Source organism: Pseudomonas sp. JL23 (assembly GCF_056933585.1).
This window is the reverse complement of the sequence record NZ_CM167795.1, coordinates 4,840,435-4,858,664: the sequence shown is the minus strand read 5'-3', so window position 1 is coordinate 4,858,664 and position 18,230 is coordinate 4,840,435. Positions and strand designations below refer to the sequence as shown.

General features: G+C 60.2%; 19 protein-coding genes and 1 other RNA gene. 9 read left to right on the top strand and 11 right to left on the bottom strand.

All coding sequences use genetic code 11. The features are described from left to right. Positions 1-99: 99 nt before the first annotated feature. Complete coding sequence (locus tag AC1Z24_RS22400; RefSeq protein WP_483742755.1) at positions 100-1,266, top strand: zinc-binding metallopeptidase family protein; 1,167 nt, start codon at positions 100-102, stop codon at positions 1,264-1,266. Positions 1,267-1,417: 151 nt separating this feature from the next. Here AC1Z24_RS22400 and AC1Z24_RS22395 read toward each other — a convergent pair whose 3' ends face one another. From AC1Z24_RS22395 to AC1Z24_RS22385, 3 genes are all read right to left on the bottom strand, one after another. Next, on the bottom strand, positions 1,418-1,906 hold the full coding sequence (locus AC1Z24_RS22395; RefSeq protein WP_483742754.1) for a GNAT family N-acetyltransferase: 489 nt from the start codon (positions 1,904-1,906) through the stop codon (positions 1,418-1,420). A gap of 91 nt (positions 1,907-1,997) precedes the next feature. Further along, positions 1,998-3,521 carry an FAD-dependent oxidoreductase gene (locus AC1Z24_RS22390; RefSeq protein WP_483742753.1) on the bottom strand — a complete coding sequence of 508 codons (1,524 nt, stop codon included), beginning with the start codon at positions 3,519-3,521 and terminating at the stop codon, positions 1,998-2,000. 93 nt (positions 3,522-3,614) lie between these two features. Beyond that, the gene (locus tag AC1Z24_RS22385; protein WP_483742752.1) at positions 3,615-4,043 is read right to left on the bottom strand and encodes a hypothetical protein; all 429 of its coding nucleotides are present in this window, start codon (positions 4,041-4,043) and stop codon (positions 3,615-3,617) included. Between the two features lie 229 nt (positions 4,044-4,272). On the opposite strand from AC1Z24_RS22385, the gene AC1Z24_RS22380 reads away from it, so the two are divergent. Continuing rightward, positions 4,273-4,437, top strand: coding sequence for a DUF6021 family protein (locus AC1Z24_RS22380; protein WP_483742751.1), 165 nt, complete (start codon positions 4,273-4,275; stop codon positions 4,435-4,437). A 38-nt stretch (positions 4,438-4,475) separates the two neighbouring features. Here AC1Z24_RS22380 and AC1Z24_RS22375 read toward each other — a convergent pair whose 3' ends face one another. Beyond that, positions 4,476-6,827 carry an FdhF/YdeP family oxidoreductase gene (locus tag AC1Z24_RS22375; protein ID WP_483742750.1) on the bottom strand — a complete coding sequence of 784 codons (2,352 nt, stop codon included), beginning with the start codon at positions 6,825-6,827 and terminating at the stop codon, positions 4,476-4,478. 186 nt (positions 6,828-7,013) lie between these two features. On the opposite strand from AC1Z24_RS22375, the gene AC1Z24_RS22370 reads away from it, so the two are divergent. Further along, positions 7,014-7,256, top strand: coding sequence for a hypothetical protein (locus tag AC1Z24_RS22370; protein ID WP_483742749.1), 243 nt, complete (start codon positions 7,014-7,016; stop codon positions 7,254-7,256). Positions 7,257-7,259: 3 nt separating this feature from the next. Here AC1Z24_RS22370 and AC1Z24_RS22365 read toward each other — a convergent pair whose 3' ends face one another. Both AC1Z24_RS22365 and AC1Z24_RS22360 read right to left on the bottom strand, forming a co-directional pair. Continuing rightward, a complete protein-coding gene (locus tag AC1Z24_RS22365; RefSeq protein ID WP_483742748.1) occupies positions 7,260-7,409 on the bottom strand; it encodes a hypothetical protein in 150 nt (49 codons plus the stop codon). Positions 7,410-7,418: 9 nt separating this feature from the next. Beyond that, positions 7,419-7,652, bottom strand: a complete 234-nt coding sequence (locus AC1Z24_RS22360; protein WP_483742747.1) for a hypothetical protein — start codon at positions 7,650-7,652, stop codon at positions 7,419-7,421. Between the two features lie 189 nt (positions 7,653-7,841). Here AC1Z24_RS22360 and AC1Z24_RS22355 point away from each other — a divergent pair, with 189 nt between their 5' ends. Both AC1Z24_RS22355 and ffs read left to right on the top strand, forming a co-directional pair. Continuing rightward, the gene (locus tag AC1Z24_RS22355) at positions 7,842-8,405 is read left to right on the top strand and encodes a type 1 glutamine amidotransferase domain-containing protein (RefSeq protein ID WP_483742746.1); all 564 of its coding nucleotides are present in this window, start codon (positions 7,842-7,844) and stop codon (positions 8,403-8,405) included. 142 nt (positions 8,406-8,547) lie between these two features. After that, positions 8,548-8,644, top strand: an RNA gene (ffs, locus tag AC1Z24_RS22350) — signal recognition particle sRNA small type. 8 nt (positions 8,645-8,652) lie between these two features. Here ffs and AC1Z24_RS22345 read toward each other — a convergent pair. Together AC1Z24_RS22345 and AC1Z24_RS22340 are read right to left on the bottom strand one after the other, a co-directional pair. Further along, positions 8,653-8,958, bottom strand: coding sequence for a helix-turn-helix domain-containing protein (locus tag AC1Z24_RS22345; RefSeq protein WP_483742745.1), 306 nt, complete (start codon positions 8,956-8,958; stop codon positions 8,653-8,655). Beyond that, positions 8,948-9,040: a hypothetical protein gene (locus AC1Z24_RS22340; RefSeq protein ID WP_483742744.1), complete on the bottom strand. Its 93-nt coding sequence runs from the start codon at positions 9,038-9,040 to the stop codon at positions 8,948-8,950. The genes AC1Z24_RS22345 and AC1Z24_RS22340 overlap by 11 nt, the downstream gene beginning before the upstream one ends. Positions 9,041-9,136: 96 nt before the next feature. Here AC1Z24_RS22340 and AC1Z24_RS22335 point away from each other — a divergent pair, with 96 nt between their 5' ends. Next, positions 9,137-9,670, top strand: a complete 534-nt coding sequence (locus AC1Z24_RS22335) for a DinB family protein (protein ID WP_483742743.1) — start codon at positions 9,137-9,139, stop codon at positions 9,668-9,670. Here the strand turns inward: AC1Z24_RS22335 and AC1Z24_RS22330 are convergent. From AC1Z24_RS22330 to AC1Z24_RS22320, 3 genes are all read right to left on the bottom strand, one after another. Further along, positions 9,665-10,144 carry an N-acetylmuramoyl-L-alanine amidase gene (locus AC1Z24_RS22330; RefSeq protein ID WP_483742742.1) on the bottom strand — a complete coding sequence of 160 codons (480 nt, stop codon included), beginning with the start codon at positions 10,142-10,144 and terminating at the stop codon, positions 9,665-9,667. The genes AC1Z24_RS22335 and AC1Z24_RS22330 overlap by 6 nt on opposite strands. Before the next feature lie 305 nt (positions 10,145-10,449). Then, entirely contained in the window at positions 10,450-12,141 is a 1,692-nt protein-coding gene (locus AC1Z24_RS22325; RefSeq protein ID WP_483742741.1) for an acid phosphatase, read from the bottom strand. A 102-nt stretch (positions 12,142-12,243) separates the two neighbouring features. Continuing rightward, positions 12,244-13,008 (bottom strand): substrate-binding periplasmic protein, encoded by a 765-nt coding sequence (locus tag AC1Z24_RS22320; RefSeq protein WP_483742740.1) that lies wholly within the window; start codon positions 13,006-13,008, stop codon positions 12,244-12,246. A 164-nt stretch (positions 13,009-13,172) separates the two neighbouring features. On the opposite strand from AC1Z24_RS22320, the gene dnaX reads away from it, so the two are divergent. The 3 genes from dnaX to AC1Z24_RS22305 all read left to right on the top strand — a co-directional run bounded on the left by dnaX (position 13,173) and on the right by AC1Z24_RS22305 (position 18,228). Beyond that, positions 13,173-15,269 (top strand): DNA polymerase III subunit gamma/tau, encoded by a 2,097-nt coding sequence (dnaX, locus tag AC1Z24_RS22315; protein WP_483742739.1) that lies wholly within the window; start codon positions 13,173-13,175, stop codon positions 15,267-15,269. 69 nt (positions 15,270-15,338) lie between these two features. After that, positions 15,339-15,665 (top strand): YbaB/EbfC family nucleoid-associated protein, encoded by a 327-nt coding sequence (locus AC1Z24_RS22310; protein ID WP_259101903.1) that lies wholly within the window; start codon positions 15,339-15,341, stop codon positions 15,663-15,665. Positions 15,666-16,122: 457 nt separating this feature from the next. Beyond that, the gene (locus tag AC1Z24_RS22305; protein ID WP_483742738.1) at positions 16,123-18,228 is read left to right on the top strand and encodes a putative bifunctional diguanylate cyclase/phosphodiesterase; all 2,106 of its coding nucleotides are present in this window, start codon (positions 16,123-16,125) and stop codon (positions 18,226-18,228) included. Positions 18,229-18,230 lie beyond the last annotated feature (2 nt).

Here is an 18,230-nt window from a genome sequence, read left to right as displayed (position 1 = left end):
CCCACACAATTGGCTATCTGCCTTGAATATACACATCACGAAATAAACGGAACCCCTACAACCGGCCATGATCTAGTTCATGTCCTCAAGGAGATCGACATGTTCCGTTATTTCGACCAGCTCACCTCGCGCATTGCCGCGCCCTTTATCAGCGAGACCCGGCGTAACAGCAAGGTCTGGCAATGCCGCTGCGGCCAGTCGATCTTTTTCCCCAATACCCAGTGCCTGGCCTGCTCGGCGGAGCTGGGTTACTTGCCGGAAACAGGGCGCGTCGCGGCGATCGAGGCGGATCACGATTTCAACGTCTGGCGCGTCCTCGACGAGCCCGGCCGTGGCCTGTACCGACGCTGCGCCAACCTGGATACCCCGGCGGCCTGCAACTGGTTGTTTCCGGCCTGGGCCACTGGCGAGTTTTGCGTGGCTTGCAGCCTCAATCGCACCATTCCTGATCTGTCGATCACGGAAAATGGCGAGCGCTGGCGCAAGGTCGAGACGGCAAAGCGGCGGATGGTGGCGCAGTTGATCAGCCTGGGCCTGCCGGTCATTCCCAAGTCGGTGAATGAGCAGAATGGTCTGGCGTTCGATTTCGTTGGTGTCGACCTGGAAGGCAAGCGACCCATGACGGGTCATGCCGATGGTCTGATTACCCTGGATATCAAGGAAGCGGACGACGCCCATCGCGAAGCGATTCGCGTGCAGATGCACGAGCCGTACCGCACCTTGCTCGGCCATTTCCGACATGAAGTCGGCCACTATTACTGGGATCGTCTGATTGACAACAGCTTCTGGATCGACGGCTTTCGCCAATTGTTCGGCGACGAGCGCGCCAGTTACGCCGATGCCCTGGAGCATCACTACCAGAACGGCACGCCGGACAACTGGCAGCAAGGCTTCGTCAGCGCCTACGCCACCATGCATCCGTGGGAAGACTGGGCGGAAACCTGGGCTCACTACCTGCACATGATGGATGCGGTAGACACCGCCCTGGGCTTTGGCATGAGCGCTCAGGAAATGGACCTGGACTACCAGCCGTTTCCGCTGGAAACCCTCTATGACCCGCAACACCCTGGCGGTCCGGCGTTTCTCGCCTTCGTCAACGCCTGGATCGAACTGGCCGGCATGCTCAATGAGTTGTCGCGCAGCATGGGCCAGCCGGACTTCTATCCGTTTGTCCTGTCACCGTCAGTGATTACCAAGCTGCATTTCATTCATCTGGTGATCCAGAACACCGGTGGCAAAGCGGATGAGGTGTTGCAGGCGACATGACCTTGCGCGGGAGGGGTTGCGAGAGACCGCAACTTTGCGGGAGCGAATTCATTCGCGAAAACGGTAATAAAGACGGTACATCTGTGTCAGATGTACCGGTCTATTCGCGAATGAGTTCGCTCCCACAGGGTCTGCTTGCGCCCCCTCCCTATTACAGCGCCAGTACCATGCGCCGTTCATAACCGATGCGTCCCTCGTAAGCCTGGCCGGTGTCGATCCAGCCCTGGCTGCGATACAGGTTCATCGCCGCCAGATTGTCGGCATCTACCGACAGCATCAGTTGTTGTACCTCCGGCCATTTGAGTCGGGCGGCCTGGGGTAGGCCTTGCAAAAAGACCTTGCCCAGGCCCTGACCCTGAACGCGATGATCGATTTGCAATGCGTGCAGGGTCGCTGCATCCGCTTGCGCCCAATGAGGCAGGCAGCTGCGGCGCTTGAGCAGGAAGAAACCGCGGGGAATGTCATCGACCAACAGGGCGAAGCCGGCAACATCGCCACTGGGCCTGATCAACAGCGTGTTCAACGCACAGTAGATATCGCCGGAGAAAGCCAACTGTTCAGGCAGAATCTCCAGGGATTCGAGCTGTTGGCGCTGAGTTTCATTCAGTTCTTCGTAGGACACAACGTCGGTTTTCTTCACAGCAGGGATGCACCGTCTGACAAGCGATGTGGGCGGTGCGCAGTATGACGGGTGTTTGAGCGAATCGCTCGGGTTAAACACGCGGCGCTGCTCAACTCCCGACTATTGCCAGCGCCTCACTGGAGGACAATGGCCGCTTCATCCGTTGCGACAGGGTGGCCATGAGGCGCTGACGCCCGCAGGCGACCACTGACTCCACCTGATCATCGACGCATAGCAGAGCGATAAAGGCGTGTTGCTCGGGCTCACCGACATACTCGATACGGTTCCAGTCCCTGGCGTAGCCCAATACTTCGTAGGTCTTGCCGTAGTGGTAGGTCCAGAAGAACGGCACATCGGCAAATTCACCCTGCTCGCCGAGCATGTTGCCGGCAGCCACGCGGGCCTGTTGCTGGGCTACACGCCAATGCTCGATACGCGTCGGCTGACCCGCCAAAGGGAAAGTTACTACATCCCCTGCCGCCCAAAGGCCGTCTGCAACCCGCATACCGCCATCAGCCATCAGGGAGTGATCATCGGCCAGGGCCAGTTCGCGCACCGGTTCGGTCGCCGGACTTACCCCGGTGCCGATCAGGACGAGGTCGGTTTCCAGTCGCTTGCCGTTATCCAGTACCACTGCATGGACCTTCGCGGCTCCCTCCAGCAGCACTGGCTCGGTGCCGGTATGGAAGACCACACCGTTGCGCTCGTGCAGTGCACGCAGGGCGCGGCCGATACGTTCGCCCATCTGCTTTTGAAACGGCACCCCATGGCGAGTGACTACCTGGACCTCAAACCCGGCTTTGCGCAGTGCCGCAGCGGTTTCCAGGCCAATGAAGCTGTCGCCGATGATCGTCACACGGGTATTGGCCTCGGCAGCTTTCAGCAGTTGCTCTGCATCGGCCAGGGAGCGCAGTACGAATACGCCGGGCAGGTGGGCGCCTTCGATTTGCGGGCGCAGGGGAATACCCCCGGTCGCCAGGAGCGCGGCGTCATAGATCAGGCTGCGACCGTCGTCAAAGCTGATGGTTTTGGTCTGGTTATCGACCCTTTGCACTCGTCCGTGCAGGCGCTGTATTCCGGCGCTTTGATAAAAGCTGTCGTCGAGCAGGGGTGGAGTTTGTGCCGGGGGCATTTCACCGGCCAGAACAAACTTGCTCAGGGCGGTCCGGTCATAGGCATTGCGTTGCTCTTGATCGATCCATAGCAGTTGCCCGGTGTAGCCTTTTTCGCGTAAGGCTGCCACCGCCGCCGAACCTGCAGCGCCAGCGCCGATTATGACGAAACAGCGGTTGTCGGGTGCGACGGGGCCGTCGGCAGCAGACTCTGGCTGATCGTCTACCCAGATCCTGTTGCCTTCGATACGTACCGCATGGCGTTTCAGGCTGGTCAGGGCAGGGGGCTCACACACGGCACCGCTGTCGATGGCAAATGCCGCCTTGTGCCAGGGGCAGATCAGGTAGCCCTCGCAGATCGCGCCTTTTTCCAACGGAGCACCCGCGTGAGGGCAATTGGCCTGAAAGGCTCGCACCTGTTTGACGTTGGACACCAGCACCACCTCTGTGGAACCGGCCTGTACCCGTATAGGGCGAGAGTCATTCACCTGGTCAAGATCCGCGACCGCGTGGAAGGTCATGGGCAATCTCCTGTGGGTTTTATGGGACCGGCGTCAGACGAGATAGCGTCCGCCCGGCTAAAGCCTGTCCCGCGCGATGGCTAGGGACGCTACTCACGAACCTCCGCCACCCGCCCCACCACCTGCGCCGCCTCCGGACCCGCCACTGCCGCCAGCTCCGCCACCCGCGCCGGAGCCTGAACCTGCACCGGAGCCAGAGCTGCCGGTCCCCGAGCCACCTGTACCGGTCCCCGTGCCAGTACCGCCTGTGCCATTGCCGGAGCCGGAATTGATGCCACCACCGCCGCCACCATTATTGGTGCCTGGCATGCTGCTGCCGTTGCTGTTGCCCATGCCATTTCCGGAGTTGGTCGACCCATTGGGCGCACCGGGATTGGAACCCGGCGGTAAGGCCGAGCCGTTCATGATGCCGCCGTTGTTAGTACCGCTGGGGTCAGTGGTACTCGTCGCTGCCACTACAGGCACCGATAGCACGCAGGTCAATCCGGCCAGGGCCAATGCACGACTTAGAGAGCTTTTCATGAAAGAACCTCTTGTTGTTTTTTCGAGCGTTGCGTGGGTGAGCGTTTACAAGCCTCACAACGTTGGGAAATGGCAGGCCGCGCAAAGTTTGAAAAAACCTGCGGATTGACGACGAATGGAGTGGCTGGCTTATCCAGGCTGCCGCTGGTCATGTGCAGGGCACTCTGGCTTGAGAGACCTTTCTCAACTGCATGTCCGGATGGTCCGGACCGTGCAATGGAGATCAATCATGCAACGTGAACCCGAGACACCCGAAAACCCCGATGACGATCTGGGTTTCGATCCGGAGTCGCCGGATGTCAGTGATCCGCAAGTCGATCCGACGCATCCCGCGCGCACCGGCAACGAACCCCATAACAAACCCCGGCCGAAAACCAATCCGGCAGTGAAATAAGCTGCGCTGCGAAGACGCTGCTGCTGCGGTCAGCGTCTTCAGAGCACTTGATCACGCAACGGAATCGATTCGTTGGCGCCTGTCGGAGGCGCTGCGCGAGTCAAGGTAACCGGGACGGATTTTGCCGCCGGTACTTTGCTGCGTTCGGCGTGATGCCAGAGCGGTACCAACGGGTTGCACTCCGGGTAATAGGCGGCGGCGCAGCGTTCGGGAATGTCATAGGCGATGATCTGCAACGGTCCGACTTCCCGTACCACGTCAGGCTCAATCGCTGTGCGAACCATGACCCAGTCTCCGGGTGCAAGGTTGAGGCGGATGATGTCGTTGCGGTTAAGAAAAATCACGCTGCGGGTTCCACTCACCCCCCTGAAACGGTCGTCATAGCCGTAGATGGTGGTGTTGAACTGGTCGTTGCTGCGCAGCGTCATCAGCTGTCGAACGTCGCGGCGCTCGGCGTTGCGGGAAACGTCATCGTCTTCATCCAGCGCTGCGGGCGTCTTGAATTGCGCCTTGCCGGTTGCCGTGAGCCATTTACGTTCGCAGGCAGGCAGTGGCCGATGAAAGCCGCCGCGCTGCCACATGCGTGCCTCCATATCGTGAAAGATGTCCGGGTAGATCTGAGCGATTGCTTTGCGGATCAGGCTGTAGTCGCGCTGCCATTGTGCCCAGGGTATCGTTGTCCGTCCCTCAAGCGTCGCTTGGGCCAACCCACTGATGATCGCGACTTCGGACAATAACTGGTCGCCCGCAGGCTCTCGGGCGCCGCGCCAGCCATGAATGCAGCCGGTGCTGTCTTCGGTGCTGTAGGCCTGTTCGATGCCGTCCTGACGGTCGATTTCGGTATGGCCCAGGCAGGGCAGCAGCCAGGCCTGCTCGCCAGGCAAGAGGTGCGAGCGGTTCAGCTTGGTGGCGACCTGAACGTTCAGCGCCAGTCGCGACCAGGCGGGTTCCATTTGCGAAGTGTCGGGAATGGCCCGCAGGAAATTACCGCCCAGGCCGATAAAGCCCTGCACACTGCCATCTAGCATGCCTTCACAAGTTTCCACCGTGGCCCGGCCTTTGTCGGGCGGTACGCTGAAACCGAACAGCGTCTGGATCCTGTCCCCCGGCACCTTGGCAGGGTCTTCGGTAATGCCCACCGTACGTTGCCCTTGCACGTTGGAGTGCCCGCGTACCGGGCAGATGCCCGCGCCGGGCTTGCCGATATTGCCGCGCAATAGCAACAGATTGACCAGCATCTGCACGTTTGCCACGCCGTGGCGGTGTTGGGTCATGCCCATGCCGTAGATCACCATGACCCGTTCGCTGCGGGCATACACGGTGGCTGCAGCCTCCATGGCGCCCCGATGCAGACCGGAACGATGTTCCAGATCGTCCCACGAGTAATGGTCGACCTGAGCAACCAGATCCATCAGGCCTTCGGTGTGCTCGGTCATGAACGCATGATCCAATACCGCTTGCCTGCCCTCGGTCTCGGCCGCGCGTTCCATGGCCAGTAATGCCTTGATGATGCCCATGATCGCTGCGGTATCGCCGCCTATGGCGACTTGATGGTACTGGGTACTGATGACGGTGGACTCGGGGCCGAGCATTTCGCTGGGCGATTGCGGGTTGACGAAACGCTCCAGACCGCGCTCGCGCAACGGGTTGAAGGTGATGATCGGCACGTTGCGTCTGCGTGCTTCCTGCAGTGGATGGAGCATGCGCGGGCTGTTACTGCCGACGTTCTGGCCGAAGAAAAAAATGCAGTCGGTATGTTCGAAGTCGGCCAGGGTTACCGTGCCGACCGGCACGCCAATGCTTTCCTGCAGACCCACCGAGGTGCTTTCGTGGCACATGTTGGAGCTGTCCGGCAGACTGTTGGTCCCGTAGGCCCTGGCCAGCAGCTGATACATGAACGAGGCCTCCAGGGATGCCCGTCCCGAGGCATAGAAGACCACTGAGTCCGGGGTCATACGGCGTAACTGCGCGCCGATTTGCTGGAAGGCTTCTTCCCAGGAGGTAGGTACGTAGCGATCACTGGTCGGGTCGTAGCGCAGCGGATGAGTCAGTCGCCCCTGTTGCTCCAGATCATAATCACGCCAGGTGCGCAGTTCACTGACGGTGTGGCTGGCGAAAAACTCCGGCGAGGTTCGCCGGGACGTAAGTTCCCAGGCAGTGGCCTTGGCGCCGTTCTCGCAAAACTCCAGGACATGGGGATTGCCGGGCTTGGCCCAGGCGCAGCTGACGCAGGCAAAACCTTTGGGCTTGTTCTGTTTCGCCAGGGCCGCAAGCGATCCGCCCAGAGCCTGTTCGCGCCATAGAATATTCATCACGGAAAACGCCGAACCCCAGCCGCCGGAAGCCGAGGTGTAGGGGTGATAGTGAGCCGTGGAATGAAGGATGCGCATGAGTTCACCTCTGAAGCACTGGCGGGCAAGTGAGCAGTTATTGCGCTACGACGCGGGAAGCACGGCAAAGGTTCGACGGTATTTACCGAGCGGCGCACACCGCTGGTCAATGTCGCAGGGAACCGGAAAAAAATGCCCAGGGTCTACCGGCACAGATATTCGAACGCAATCTCGGGAGCAGCAGAAATGGAAGAGCAACGCAAAACCCCGGAGCTGGATGCCTGGTATCTGGTGCTGGAAGACAGCGGCTATCGCAACGATTCGCCGGACGCCTGGCATGAAACCCTGACCAGTGCGGCCGATGAGCTGTTACGTGGGGGTGTGATCGACTGGGATGACTGTCAGGCGCTCAAGGCGCGGGCAGACGCCAGCTATGAACGCGCTGTCGATGACGCAGTGGCGGCAAAACTGGATGATCCCGAGGAGTAAGCCTCAAGAAGGCTTGTCCTCTTCCTGTTCTGACCAGTCCCGGGTATCCGCCCGGGACTGATCGTTCTTGCGCTCGGGATCATCGGGTTTGATTGGCGCGGACAGCGGGTATTCCGGCGTTTGCTCGTCATCGTGCTGATCGTGAGTCTTCATGGGGCTTACCTAGTTACCGTCGGCCACTTTGCGCTCGATCTCGGCTGTTTTTTGATTGAGTTCTTCCACCTCCTGCTCCTTGGTCCGGGTCGAGGAGGGTGTGATGGTTTGGTCGACACCTTTGGTGGCTTCACTGCGGTCTTCAAGATCGCGTTCGACGACGTTGACGGGTTTGCCGGCGGCATCGGTTGGCGGATTGTTTGACGCCGAGTTGACCGGCTTGGAACGTTCTTGGGTGCTCATCGGGACTTCCTCCAGAGTGTGAACTTTGGAGGGGAACAGTTCACATGAGTTCGATTCATTTGCCGGGCGGTAGCGACAACGCCCAAATAAAACCGGCCGCCCAATCGGGCTGAACTTTCTGATTCGGCCTTGCCTCCCATTCTCTGTCTGCCCGTTCAGACGGGCCAATTTGACTAGAGGAAGACCATCATGAGTACCGAGCTGCAAGGCAAGAAAGTCCTGATCATCACCTCCAACTCCGGTATCGAGCGCGATGAATTGCTCAAGCCGCTGGAAGCCCTGCGGGGTTTTGGCGCGACCGTCACCCATGGTTCGAGCAAGGGCGGTATCACGCAAACCTGCCTGCATGACGCCGACAAGGACGTAACGGTAAAGTCCGACAGCACGCTGGCCGCTCTCAACGCGTCGGACTTCGATGCTCTGGTGATTCCGGGCGGCACAGTCAATGCCGATACGTTGCGTCAGGACGCCGATGCCCAACGGATCGTCAATGAGTTCGTCAAGGCGGGCAAAACCGTTGCGGCGATCTGTCATGGCCCCTGGCTGTTGATCGACGCCGGTGTGGTTGAGGGCAAGACCCTGACGTCCTACCCCAGCGTGCGTACCGACCTGATGAACGCCGACGCGGCGGATTGGGTCGATGCCGAGGTCAAGGAATGCCCGGCCAATGGCTGGACGCTGATCACCTCACGCAACCCCGACGACCTGCCCGCGTTCAACAAGGCGATCGCCAGCGCCCTGCAGGCCGCCTGAGGCACCCACAAGGCCGCCGCGCCCCGCCACACAAGTGCTTGAGCACTCTCAAGTTTTTTATCCGCAACAACGGGTTGTAACTTCGCTCAAGACCGGTACAATGGCGCGGCTCGCCGAGAGGTGAGCGTCGTTATGGTGACCCCATCGGTCCCCCCGCAACGATTACCCGTCAACCTGGTCAGATCCGGAAGGAAGCAGCCACAGCGGGAACATTGTGTGCCGGGGTGTGGCTGGTGGGGTTGCCTCCTTAACGGCCCTTCGCTTTACTTTCCTCGTGTAGACCGCTCAACACTTCGGATACCCTGCCGCTTGGACCGATGTATTGTTCAAGATCGCGTCGAGTAAGACCCTGCTGATCCATGACGAATTTGATAGCTTCAATAGGGGTCGCAGCAGGGATCGGATAGTGTTTGTTCTCGTAAACCTCAATCAGAGTCACCAGCACTTCCATTTCGTCGGCCTCGGGCGTTCCGGCTTCTGCCTGGAAGATCGTCTCCAGTCGCTGGAAAGCGGCACGAAGGTCGTCGTCGTTGCGGATAGGCTTAACATTCATTGATGGTCTCCACGTCTATTTCGTCGTAACGCTTGTGCGTGCCGATGAACTTTACCCAGGCGATGCCAACTCGGTACTGCATTTCGACAACAAGTCGATATACCTGCGGTCATTGGACACTCGATAGTCAAATCGGTAGCGTTCGGTCCAACGTCTGATCCAGTTCAGGAGCCCACCCATGCCCCGCCTCGAGCAAATCCGCCTCATGGCTGCCTACAACCAGTGGATGAACAACCGCCTCTATGAAGCCGCTGCCAGCCTCCCGGAAGAGGCCCTGCGCGAAGACCGCAATGCGTTTTTTGGTTCGATCATCGGGACGCTGAATCACCTGTTGGTCGCGGACACCATCTGGTTGCAACGCTTTGCCCGGCATCCGTCCTTGCACGCGGCGCTGGATCCGCTGCGTCAGAGACCTGCGCCGCAAGGCTTGAGCCAGTTGCTGTTCGAGAGCTTCGGCGAGATGCGCGAGCACCGGATTTTTCTGGACCGGATCATCACCGAGTGGGTCGAGGTGTTGAGCGAGGCGGATCTGGATAGGGCGGTGTCTTATGCCAATACCCAGGGCACTCCTTTTTCGCGTGATTTCCATGCACTGCTGACCCACTTCTTCAATCATCAGACCCATCACCGTGGCCAGGCAACGACGCTGCTGTCGCAAGCGGGCGTCGATGTCGGCTCCACCGATCTGTTGAATCTGATTCCCGCCTTATAGCGGGCCGAAGCGTTCTTTCAGCCATGGAGTGATATCGAATGACGGACAGGCTTTGGTGAATTCATTCGGGGTGATGCGGCCGTCGCTGTTCTTGTCCGGCGACAAATCGCGATGGCCGCAGATGCGCGCTTTTGGATAGCGGACCTTCAGTTCCCTGAGCAGGCGTTCCAGGGTCGTGAACTGCTCGTCGGTGAAGTTGTTGGCCGGTTTGTTATTAAGATCGACACCCCCTACCAGGCAAATGCCGATGGAACGGGCGTTGTGGCCGGTGGCATGGGCACCGATGGCGTTTTCCCTGCGGCCCGGCTCCAGTTCGCCATTGCGGCGGATGACATAGTGATAGCCCACTGTCGTGAAGCCGCGCTGGACATGCCAGCGGGTAATGTCGCGTACGCCGACGTCGACGTGGGGACCTGAGGCGGAGCAGTGTACGACCAGCAGGTCGGTGCCTGGACGGGTTTTAAGGGAGGTCATGATTCGGAGTTTCCTTACAGGGTTAATCAGGCCCTGTAAGAAATACTCATGGGGTTTTCAGGACAAGTCGGCCTTGCCGTTATGGCTTGTACGATTTGTCGCTGGTTTATGCAGGAAGTGAAGCTTCTTGCTCCCGCGCAGCAAACAGACAACGTCTGTGGGACCGGCTTTAGCCGGGAAAGCATAGGCAGGATTAATACATTTTATCGCCTGCAATACCGTCTTCCCGGCTAAAGCCGGTCCCACAAAACCACATTAATTCAGCGGGTCAGGCTGTGTTTGATAAGCGCGAGCACGCCAATGATTCAGCCCGGGAAGTGCAGGGCGTTGGTCAGGTCGCCCATGGGCTGCTGCCCGCGGGCTTTCATGGCGTCGTCGCGTTGCTTGAGTCCGTCCAGGGTTTCCAGGCCATGGATCCGGGTGATCAGGCGCAGGATCGAGGCGGTGTCGTAGACGGTGTGGTCCACCGTGCCTTTGCGGGCGAACGGCGAGACAATAAGCGCCGGAACACGGGTGCCGGGGCCGAAACGGTCGCCCTTGGGCGGTGCGACGTGGTCCCACCAGCCGCCGTTTTCGTCGACGGTGATGACGATGACCATGTTGTTCCATTGCGGGCTATTGCGCAGGACCTTGATCACTCGGTCGATATGGCGGTCGCCCGAGGCGACGTCGGCATAACCGGCGTGCATGTTCAGGTTGCCCTGGGGTTTGTAGAAGGTCACTGCTGGCAGCTTGCCTGCTTGCGCGTCAGCGAGGAATTTGTTGCTGCTCGCCTCGTCGCCCAGGCCACCATCACGCAGGCGCTTGGCACGCTCAGCCGGGTTTTCCGGCCCTTGCTGCTTGAAGTAGTTGAAGGGCTGGTGGTGGTACTGGAAGTTGGGGATCTTGGGGATGCCGGTGGAATCCTTGTATTGATCCAGGGTGACTTGCCAGGCACCGGCGTACCAGGCCCAGTCGATGTTCTTCTTCGACAGTTTGTCGCCGATATGCTCGTGGTTCTGGGGCACCAGCACGTTGGCCAGGTCAGGCTTGGAGTAGTCGGGCTTTTCCGGATCGCGCAGCCAGGTCGGCCAGTACGGCGGGGCCATGGTGTTGACGGCAAAACCGTCTGGCGTCAGCAGGCTCGGGCCGAACTGCGGGGCACCGGTCATGGCGCTGGGTGGGGATTTTTCCAGCGGCTTGAGGCGGAAGTCGAGCGGGTCATCGCTTTCTACCGTGGCGATCTGCGCCTTGGCGACCGACGAAGCGGCATCCGGATAAAACGGCGCGCGGGCCGAGATCAGGTACTGGTGATTAAGGAACGAGCCACCGAAAGCGCCCTGGAAGAAGTTGTCACACAGCACGAATTCCTTGGCTACGTCCCACAGGCGCAGGGAGTACTGGCTTTGCGGGTAGTAGCCCATGGTCAGGCCACCGGAGTCGGCCCAGGCGACGAATTTGTCGTTCTTGCCGCCGTTGATTTGCATCTGGTTCTGGTAGAACACATGCCACAGGTCACGGGTGACCAGGCTCATGGGCAGGTCTTCGGCGTTCGGGCCTTTGAGTGCGAAGGGCGCGTTGGGCAGGTTTTCCTGGAATTGGGTGTTGACCGGATAGGTCACGCCATCGACGGTCTGCGGGCCGACCTGCAACACACCACCCCAGGCCGGGGGCAGGGTGTTGAGCAGGCTGCCATCACGGTCGCGTTGCTGATATTGCGCAGGCTTGACGGCGGAGAGTGGACTTTCAACGCCAGGGAAGTCGCCGAACAGGTTGTTGAAGCTGCGGTTCTCGGCGTAGATGACCACCACCGTCTTGACGTGTTCGTGCAGGGCTTTGTCCAGCGCCGGGCCGGCCAGGTGTTTCTCGGCCTTGGCGCCGCTTGGCTCGTGGGCCGAAGCGTGGCTGCTGAGGGCCGCGCCGGCACCCAGAACGGCGACGCCGCCGAGGAAGCGGCGGCGACTGGTGTCAGTGGGGGTGCCGGTTGTTTTGGAAGTGTCGTCCGGTTTGTCGCTCATGCGCTTCGCCCTGCCCGTTGGTCTGGTTGTTACCAAATATTTCAGCAAGGGTAGTGGCGCATTGTGACGATATTGCTACAGGTTGGCGGCAGGTTGAGCGGGTCAAGGCGCCATGATTGCGGGCGGAGCACTGGAGGTGCGATAGCGCTCGATGATGCGGTCGATTTCCCCGGACATTTTCATGCGCAGCAGGGCGCGCATGATGCCTTGCACCGGCAAGTCCAGATCGTTGCGGGCAATGCAGCCCACAGGCTCTTCATTAATGATGGCCACTGCCTGCATCGGGTCGCCTGCGCCGTCGTTCTGGTTGAACCAGTCCAGCGCCCACTGGCTGCTGACGGCATAGAAATAGCGGCGAGCCTTGAGCTTGAGCAGGACCTGGTCCTGGCCGCGGGCGTCTTCGCGAATCAGTTGCTGGCTGTCGAACAGCGGTTGCAGCTTGGGATAGAAGTAGCCCAGTACCGTGCCGATGGGTTGTCGATGCAATTGTGCAGCGGTGATGGGGAAAGCGTTGCGCGCGGTGGTCACCAGCAGGTCGCGCTGGATCAGCAGCGGCAGGCTCCAGGTGTAATCGCCGGACAGGCCGCCCAGCCAGTCAGGGGAGACGTAACAGCGTACGTCGATCTCGCCGCGCTCCATGGCGCCCTGAATGCGGTTACGCGGCAGCACATGGTAAATGGCGGTGCGGCCCATGTGCTCGCTCAGGCTTTGCATGATGTCGAACAGGATCCCCGCGTTGGGTTGACCATCGCGGACATTGACCAGCGGCATGGACCAGCTGTCGGCCAGGGAAAAGCGCAACGAAGGCTGATCGGCCAGGCTGGGGGTGGACGCCCACAATAGAATGCTGAAAATCAGTAGGCGCATAGACTCTCTAATGTCGGTGCAACGGCACGCTGACAGGTGCCGGGCCGAGTGGTGGGGCCTGCTATTTACAAGCTTAGTCATATTCCAACAGCACATCAGATGCAATTTTGCCCCTGCTCCGCTAGCATTGGCGGTCTTCCGCTTTTCAGTCGCGACGGTTTTCGATGAGTTATCAGGTTCTTGCACGTAAATGGCGTCCGCGCTCGTTTCGCGAAATGGTTGGCCAGACCCATGTGCTCAAGGCTCTGATCAACGCGCTCGACAGTCAGCGTCTGCACCATGCCTATCTGTTCACCGGCACCCGGGGCGTAGGCAAGACGACTATCGCGCGCATTATCGCCAAGTGCCTTAACTGCGAAACCGGCATCACTTCCACGCCATGCGGCACCTGCTCGGTCTGCCGGGAAATCGACGAAGGTCGCTTTGTCGACCTGATCGAGATCGACGCCGCGAGTCGCACCAAGGTCGAGGACACCCGCGAGCTGCTGGACAACGTGCAGTACGCGCCCAGCCGTGGACGCTTCAAGGTCTACCTGATCGACGAAGTGCACATGCTGTCCAGCCATTCGTTCAACGCCTTGCTCAAGACCCTTGAGGAACCGCCACCCTACGTCAAGTTCATCCTGGCGACGACCGATCCGCAGAAACTTCCGGCAACCATTCTGTCACGTTGCCTGCAATTTTCCCTGAAGAACATGACCCCAGAGCGTGTGGTTGAGCATTTGACCCACGTACTGGGGGTCGAGAACGTGCCGTTTGAGGACGATGCCCTGTGGTTGCTGGGGCGCGCGGCCGACGGTTCGATGCGCGATGCCATGAGCCTGACCGACCAGGCGATAGCCTTCGGCGAAGGCAAGGTGATGGCGGCGGACGTGCGGGCGATGCTCGGCACCCTTGATCATGGTCAGGTCTATGACGTGCTGCATGCGTTGCTTGACGGCGATGCCCGGGCGCTGCTGGAAGCCGTGCGCCATCTGGCCGAACAGGGGCCGGACTGGAATGGCGTGCTTTCGGAAATTCTCAACGTGTTGCACCGGGTGGCGATTGCCCAGGCATTGCCTGAGGGCGTCGATAACGGCCATGGCGACCGTGATCGGGTGCTGGCCCTGGCCCAGGCGCTGCCGGCTGAGGACGTGCAGTTCTACTACCAGATGGGCCTGATTGGTCGTCGCGACCTGCCGCTGGCGCCTGAGCCGCGGGGCGGGTTCGAAATGGTGCTGTTGCGGATGCTGGCCTTCCGCCCCGCTGACAGCGATGATGCACCCCGCCAGCCGCTAAAGACGGTGGGGCTCAACCCGGCCACGGTTGATTCCCCAAAAGCAGTGGCTAGCACGGCCCCTGCACCTGCTTCTGTATCTGTGGCAGCCCCGGTTGCGCCTCCTGCCGCTTTAGCAGCGCCTGAGCCTGTTGCACCTGCTCCGGTAGCGGTTGTACCTGTTGCGCCTGTCGAGCCGCCGGTGGTCGAGCCTGGCGTTGACCTGCCGTGGGACCCGCAGCCTGAACCGGTCGCCGAGGTCGTCCCTGAACCGGTCCTGGAGACCGTGGCCGAACAGCCTGCACTGACGCCGATGCCGACACCCGCTCCCGACACCCCGGTGCCCGAAGCGCCGCAGGTCGAGGAGCGTCAACCCGAGCCAGTGGCGACCGTTGCCATGCTTGAGCCGGTCGCCTCGGCAGCGGCCTATGTGCCTGCGCCCATGGAGCGCGACGACGAGCCGCCGCTGGACGATGATTATGTCGAGCCGGACATTGATATCGATCCGGCGTCCTACAGTTATCTGGACGACCTGGCCCACGACAGCGTGGGCGAAGCCGAGCCGGTCGAAGCTGAACCGGCCCCGGCGTTGATGCCTGCCACCGGCCTGGCCGCGGAATGGCTCGAGCTGTTCCTCAAACTGCCGATTTCCGGCATGACTGGCAGCATCGCCGCCAACTGCACGTTGATCGCCCGTGATGGCGACAATTGGCTGCTGCACCTGGACCCGGCCCACAGTGCGCTGTTCAACGCGACCCAGCAGCGGCGCCTCAATGATGCGCTGAACCAACAGCAGGGCCGTACGATCAACCTGAGTATCGAGCTGCTCAAGCCCGAGCAGGAAACCCCGGCCCAGGCCGCTTCCCGCCTGCGTGCCGAGCGCCAGCGCCAGGCTGAGGCGTCGATTCATGCCGATCCGTTCATCCAGCAGATGCTGCAACAGTTTGGCGCAGTGATCAGGGAGGATACGATCAAGCCTGTGGATGCTGCCCCGTTGGCGGGCTGACAAATTAACAGGTGAGGCGCCTTGCGTGGCACCGCACCCCGTAACCATCGATTTTCGAGGAGATACCCCATGATGAAAGGTGGCATGGCTGGCCTGATGAAGCAGGCCCAGCAAATGCAGGAAAAAATGGCCAAGATGCAGGAAGAGCTGGCCAACGCCGAAGTGACCGGCCAATCCGGTGCCGGCCTGGTCAGCGTCGTCATGACCGGTCGTCACGACGTCAAGCGCATCAGCCTGGACGACAGCCTGATGCAAGAGGACAAGGAAATCCTTGAAGACTTGATCGCCGCAGCTGTCAACGATGCCGTGCGCAAGATCGAGCAGAACAGCCAGGAAAAAATGTCCGGCGTAACTGCTGGCATGCAGCTGCCGCCGGGCATGAAACTGCCGTTCTGATTGGTTGTTGTCGCTGTATCCGATGCCAGGCCTTGTGCCTGGCATTTTTTTTGGCTGTATCCATCGAATAAACGCAAATATCCGGGTTGGAGCCGGGATTGCCCGCGAAGAGGCCAGCAAACGGCGCACATTTTTCGTCTGGAGTATCCTGTTCGCGGGCAAGCCACGCTCCAACAGAATCACGCCAGCCCTTGGGCCCGGGTTTGTCATGGCACTGCCCACCAGCCAGGACTTGCTTGAGTTTGTTGTTCTACAACACTTCGCTCCAGCCCGACTAAGCTCTGTAGGATGCATGTGCTTGTTACGTTGTGTTTCCGGCTTTCGTTGATATGCTCAAGTTAATGGCTAACTAATGGCGAGAGCGGTTTATTGGGTGAAGGGGCGGAGTGATATGCCCGTTTAACGACGGATTGGTCTCTGGATCAGGGGGCCGGATTAATCTGCACAGGGACGAAGCATGTTTGCTCAGACTGGTGTGGCGGATGCGGTCATTCTTATCGTGGATGATCAGGCGCACAACGTTCGGATTCTCAGGGAAGCGGTGCATGACCTGGGTGAAGTGTTCTTCGCGACCAGTGGTCAGGATGCCATTGCCATGGCTCATCAGTGTCGTCCGGATGTCGTGCTGCTGGATATCGAGCTTGGCGTCATGGATGGCTATGAAGTCTGCGCGCTGTTCAAGCGCGATCCTTTGCTGCGCGACGCCGCAATCATTTTTGTCACCTCTCATACCCAGCCCGAATTCGAGTTGCAGGCGCTTGAGCATGGCGCCCTGGATTTTCTGCAAAAACCCCTGAACGTTCCGGTTGCTCGTGCGCGCATCAAGACCCATGTGGCGCTGCGCAGTGAGAGCAAGAAATTGCTCGCTGCCCAGCGTGATCTTGAGGAACTGCTTGAGCATTTACCGGTGCTCGTTGCCAGTTGGAGTCAGGACCTGCGTTGCCTGTTCTGCAACGACGCCAACGGCAGCTGGTTTGCAAGGCCCGCGCGGGAGATGCCTGGCCTTGAACTGAGCGATATTCTCGATCCGGCTTATTTGCAGGCCTTGCAACCCTGTATCAAAAGCGTGCTTGAAGGCCAGGCGGTGGATTGCGAGATTGAGGTACAGCGGCTGAGCGACGACTGCCGTTACAGCCATGTCGTGTTGATTCCGCGACAGATCAATCAGGTACACAGTGGCTTTCTGATGCTGTTGACCGACATCACCGATCGCAAGATGGCCGAGGTCAAGCGCCTGGAGTTCATGACCTCTCATGATTCGCTGACCCATTTACCCAATCGCAGGATGCTGCAACAGCGTATTGCCCTGGCGTTGCGCGCCGTGCAACTGCGTGACCAGCAGGTCGGGATGCTGGTGGTGGACATCGATCAGTTCAAATCCGTCAACGATGCCACCGGGCATGCGGTGGGCGACAACCTGCTGCAAGTGCTCGCCAGGCGCATGCAACAGGTGTGCAGCGAAGGGCAGACAGTCAGTCGGCAAAGCGGTGATGAATACGTGCTGTTGGTGCCGGGGCTGGTCAACGTCCGCGACCTGGCCGACTTTGCCGAGCGCATTCAGGGGGCGATTCACGAGCCGATCTGGATCGAGGGCGTCAGCTATGAGCTGACGGCCAGTATTGGTATCAGCGTATACCCCGATGATGGCGATGATGGTGATTCGCTTTATAGCCATGCTGAGGCGGCGATGTATCAGGCCAAGCAGGACGGGCGCAATCGCTACCGTTTTTTCAGCTCCGATCTGGAAAGCAGCACGCGCTCGCGGTTATTGCTCATCCGGCAGATGCGCGAAGCCTTGGCCACGGGGGCTTTCGAGGTCCATTACCAGGCCAAGGTCGATGTGCTGCATGAGTGGATTGTCGGCGTTGAGGCGTTGGTGCGCTGGCCGGACGCGCCCGGCGGGCCGCTGTCGCCTGCGGTGTTTATCCCTCTGGCTGAAGAAACCCGGCTGATCATTCCCCTGGGCCACTTTGTCCTGCGCCAGGCTTGCCTGCAGGGCCGGGTCTGGCAGGATCGCGGGCATGGGGTGGTGGTAAGCGTCAACGTCTCGGCGGTGCAATTCCAGGACGGCAGTTTTCAGCAACAGGTGCGTGACATCCTCGCCGAAAGCGGCTTGCGCCCTGCAGCGCTGGAGCTGGAAATCACCGAAGGCGTACTGATCCAGGACGTGGGCAGCGGCCTGGCCACGCTCAACGCGCTCAAGGCCTTGGGCGTGCGAATTTCCATCGATGATTTCGGCACGGGGTATTCGAGCATGAGCTATCTCAAGCGCTTGCCCATCGATGTCTTGAAGATTGACCAGAGCTTTGTTCGCGACATGCTGTCCACTGCGGCGGACGCGGCCATCGTCGAAGCCATCATCAGTATCGGCAAGGCGCTGAATCTGGAGATGATCGCCGAAGGCGTGGAAACCCCGGAACAGGCCAGGGCGCTGCTGGTCAGGGGCTGTCCGATCATGCAGGGTTATCTCTACAGTCGACCGGTCCCGGCCATGCATATGAGTGCATTGCTGGAGCAGGGCGCCGAGACCCTGCTGACCTCCACGCTGGGGGCCCGGCCTTGAGC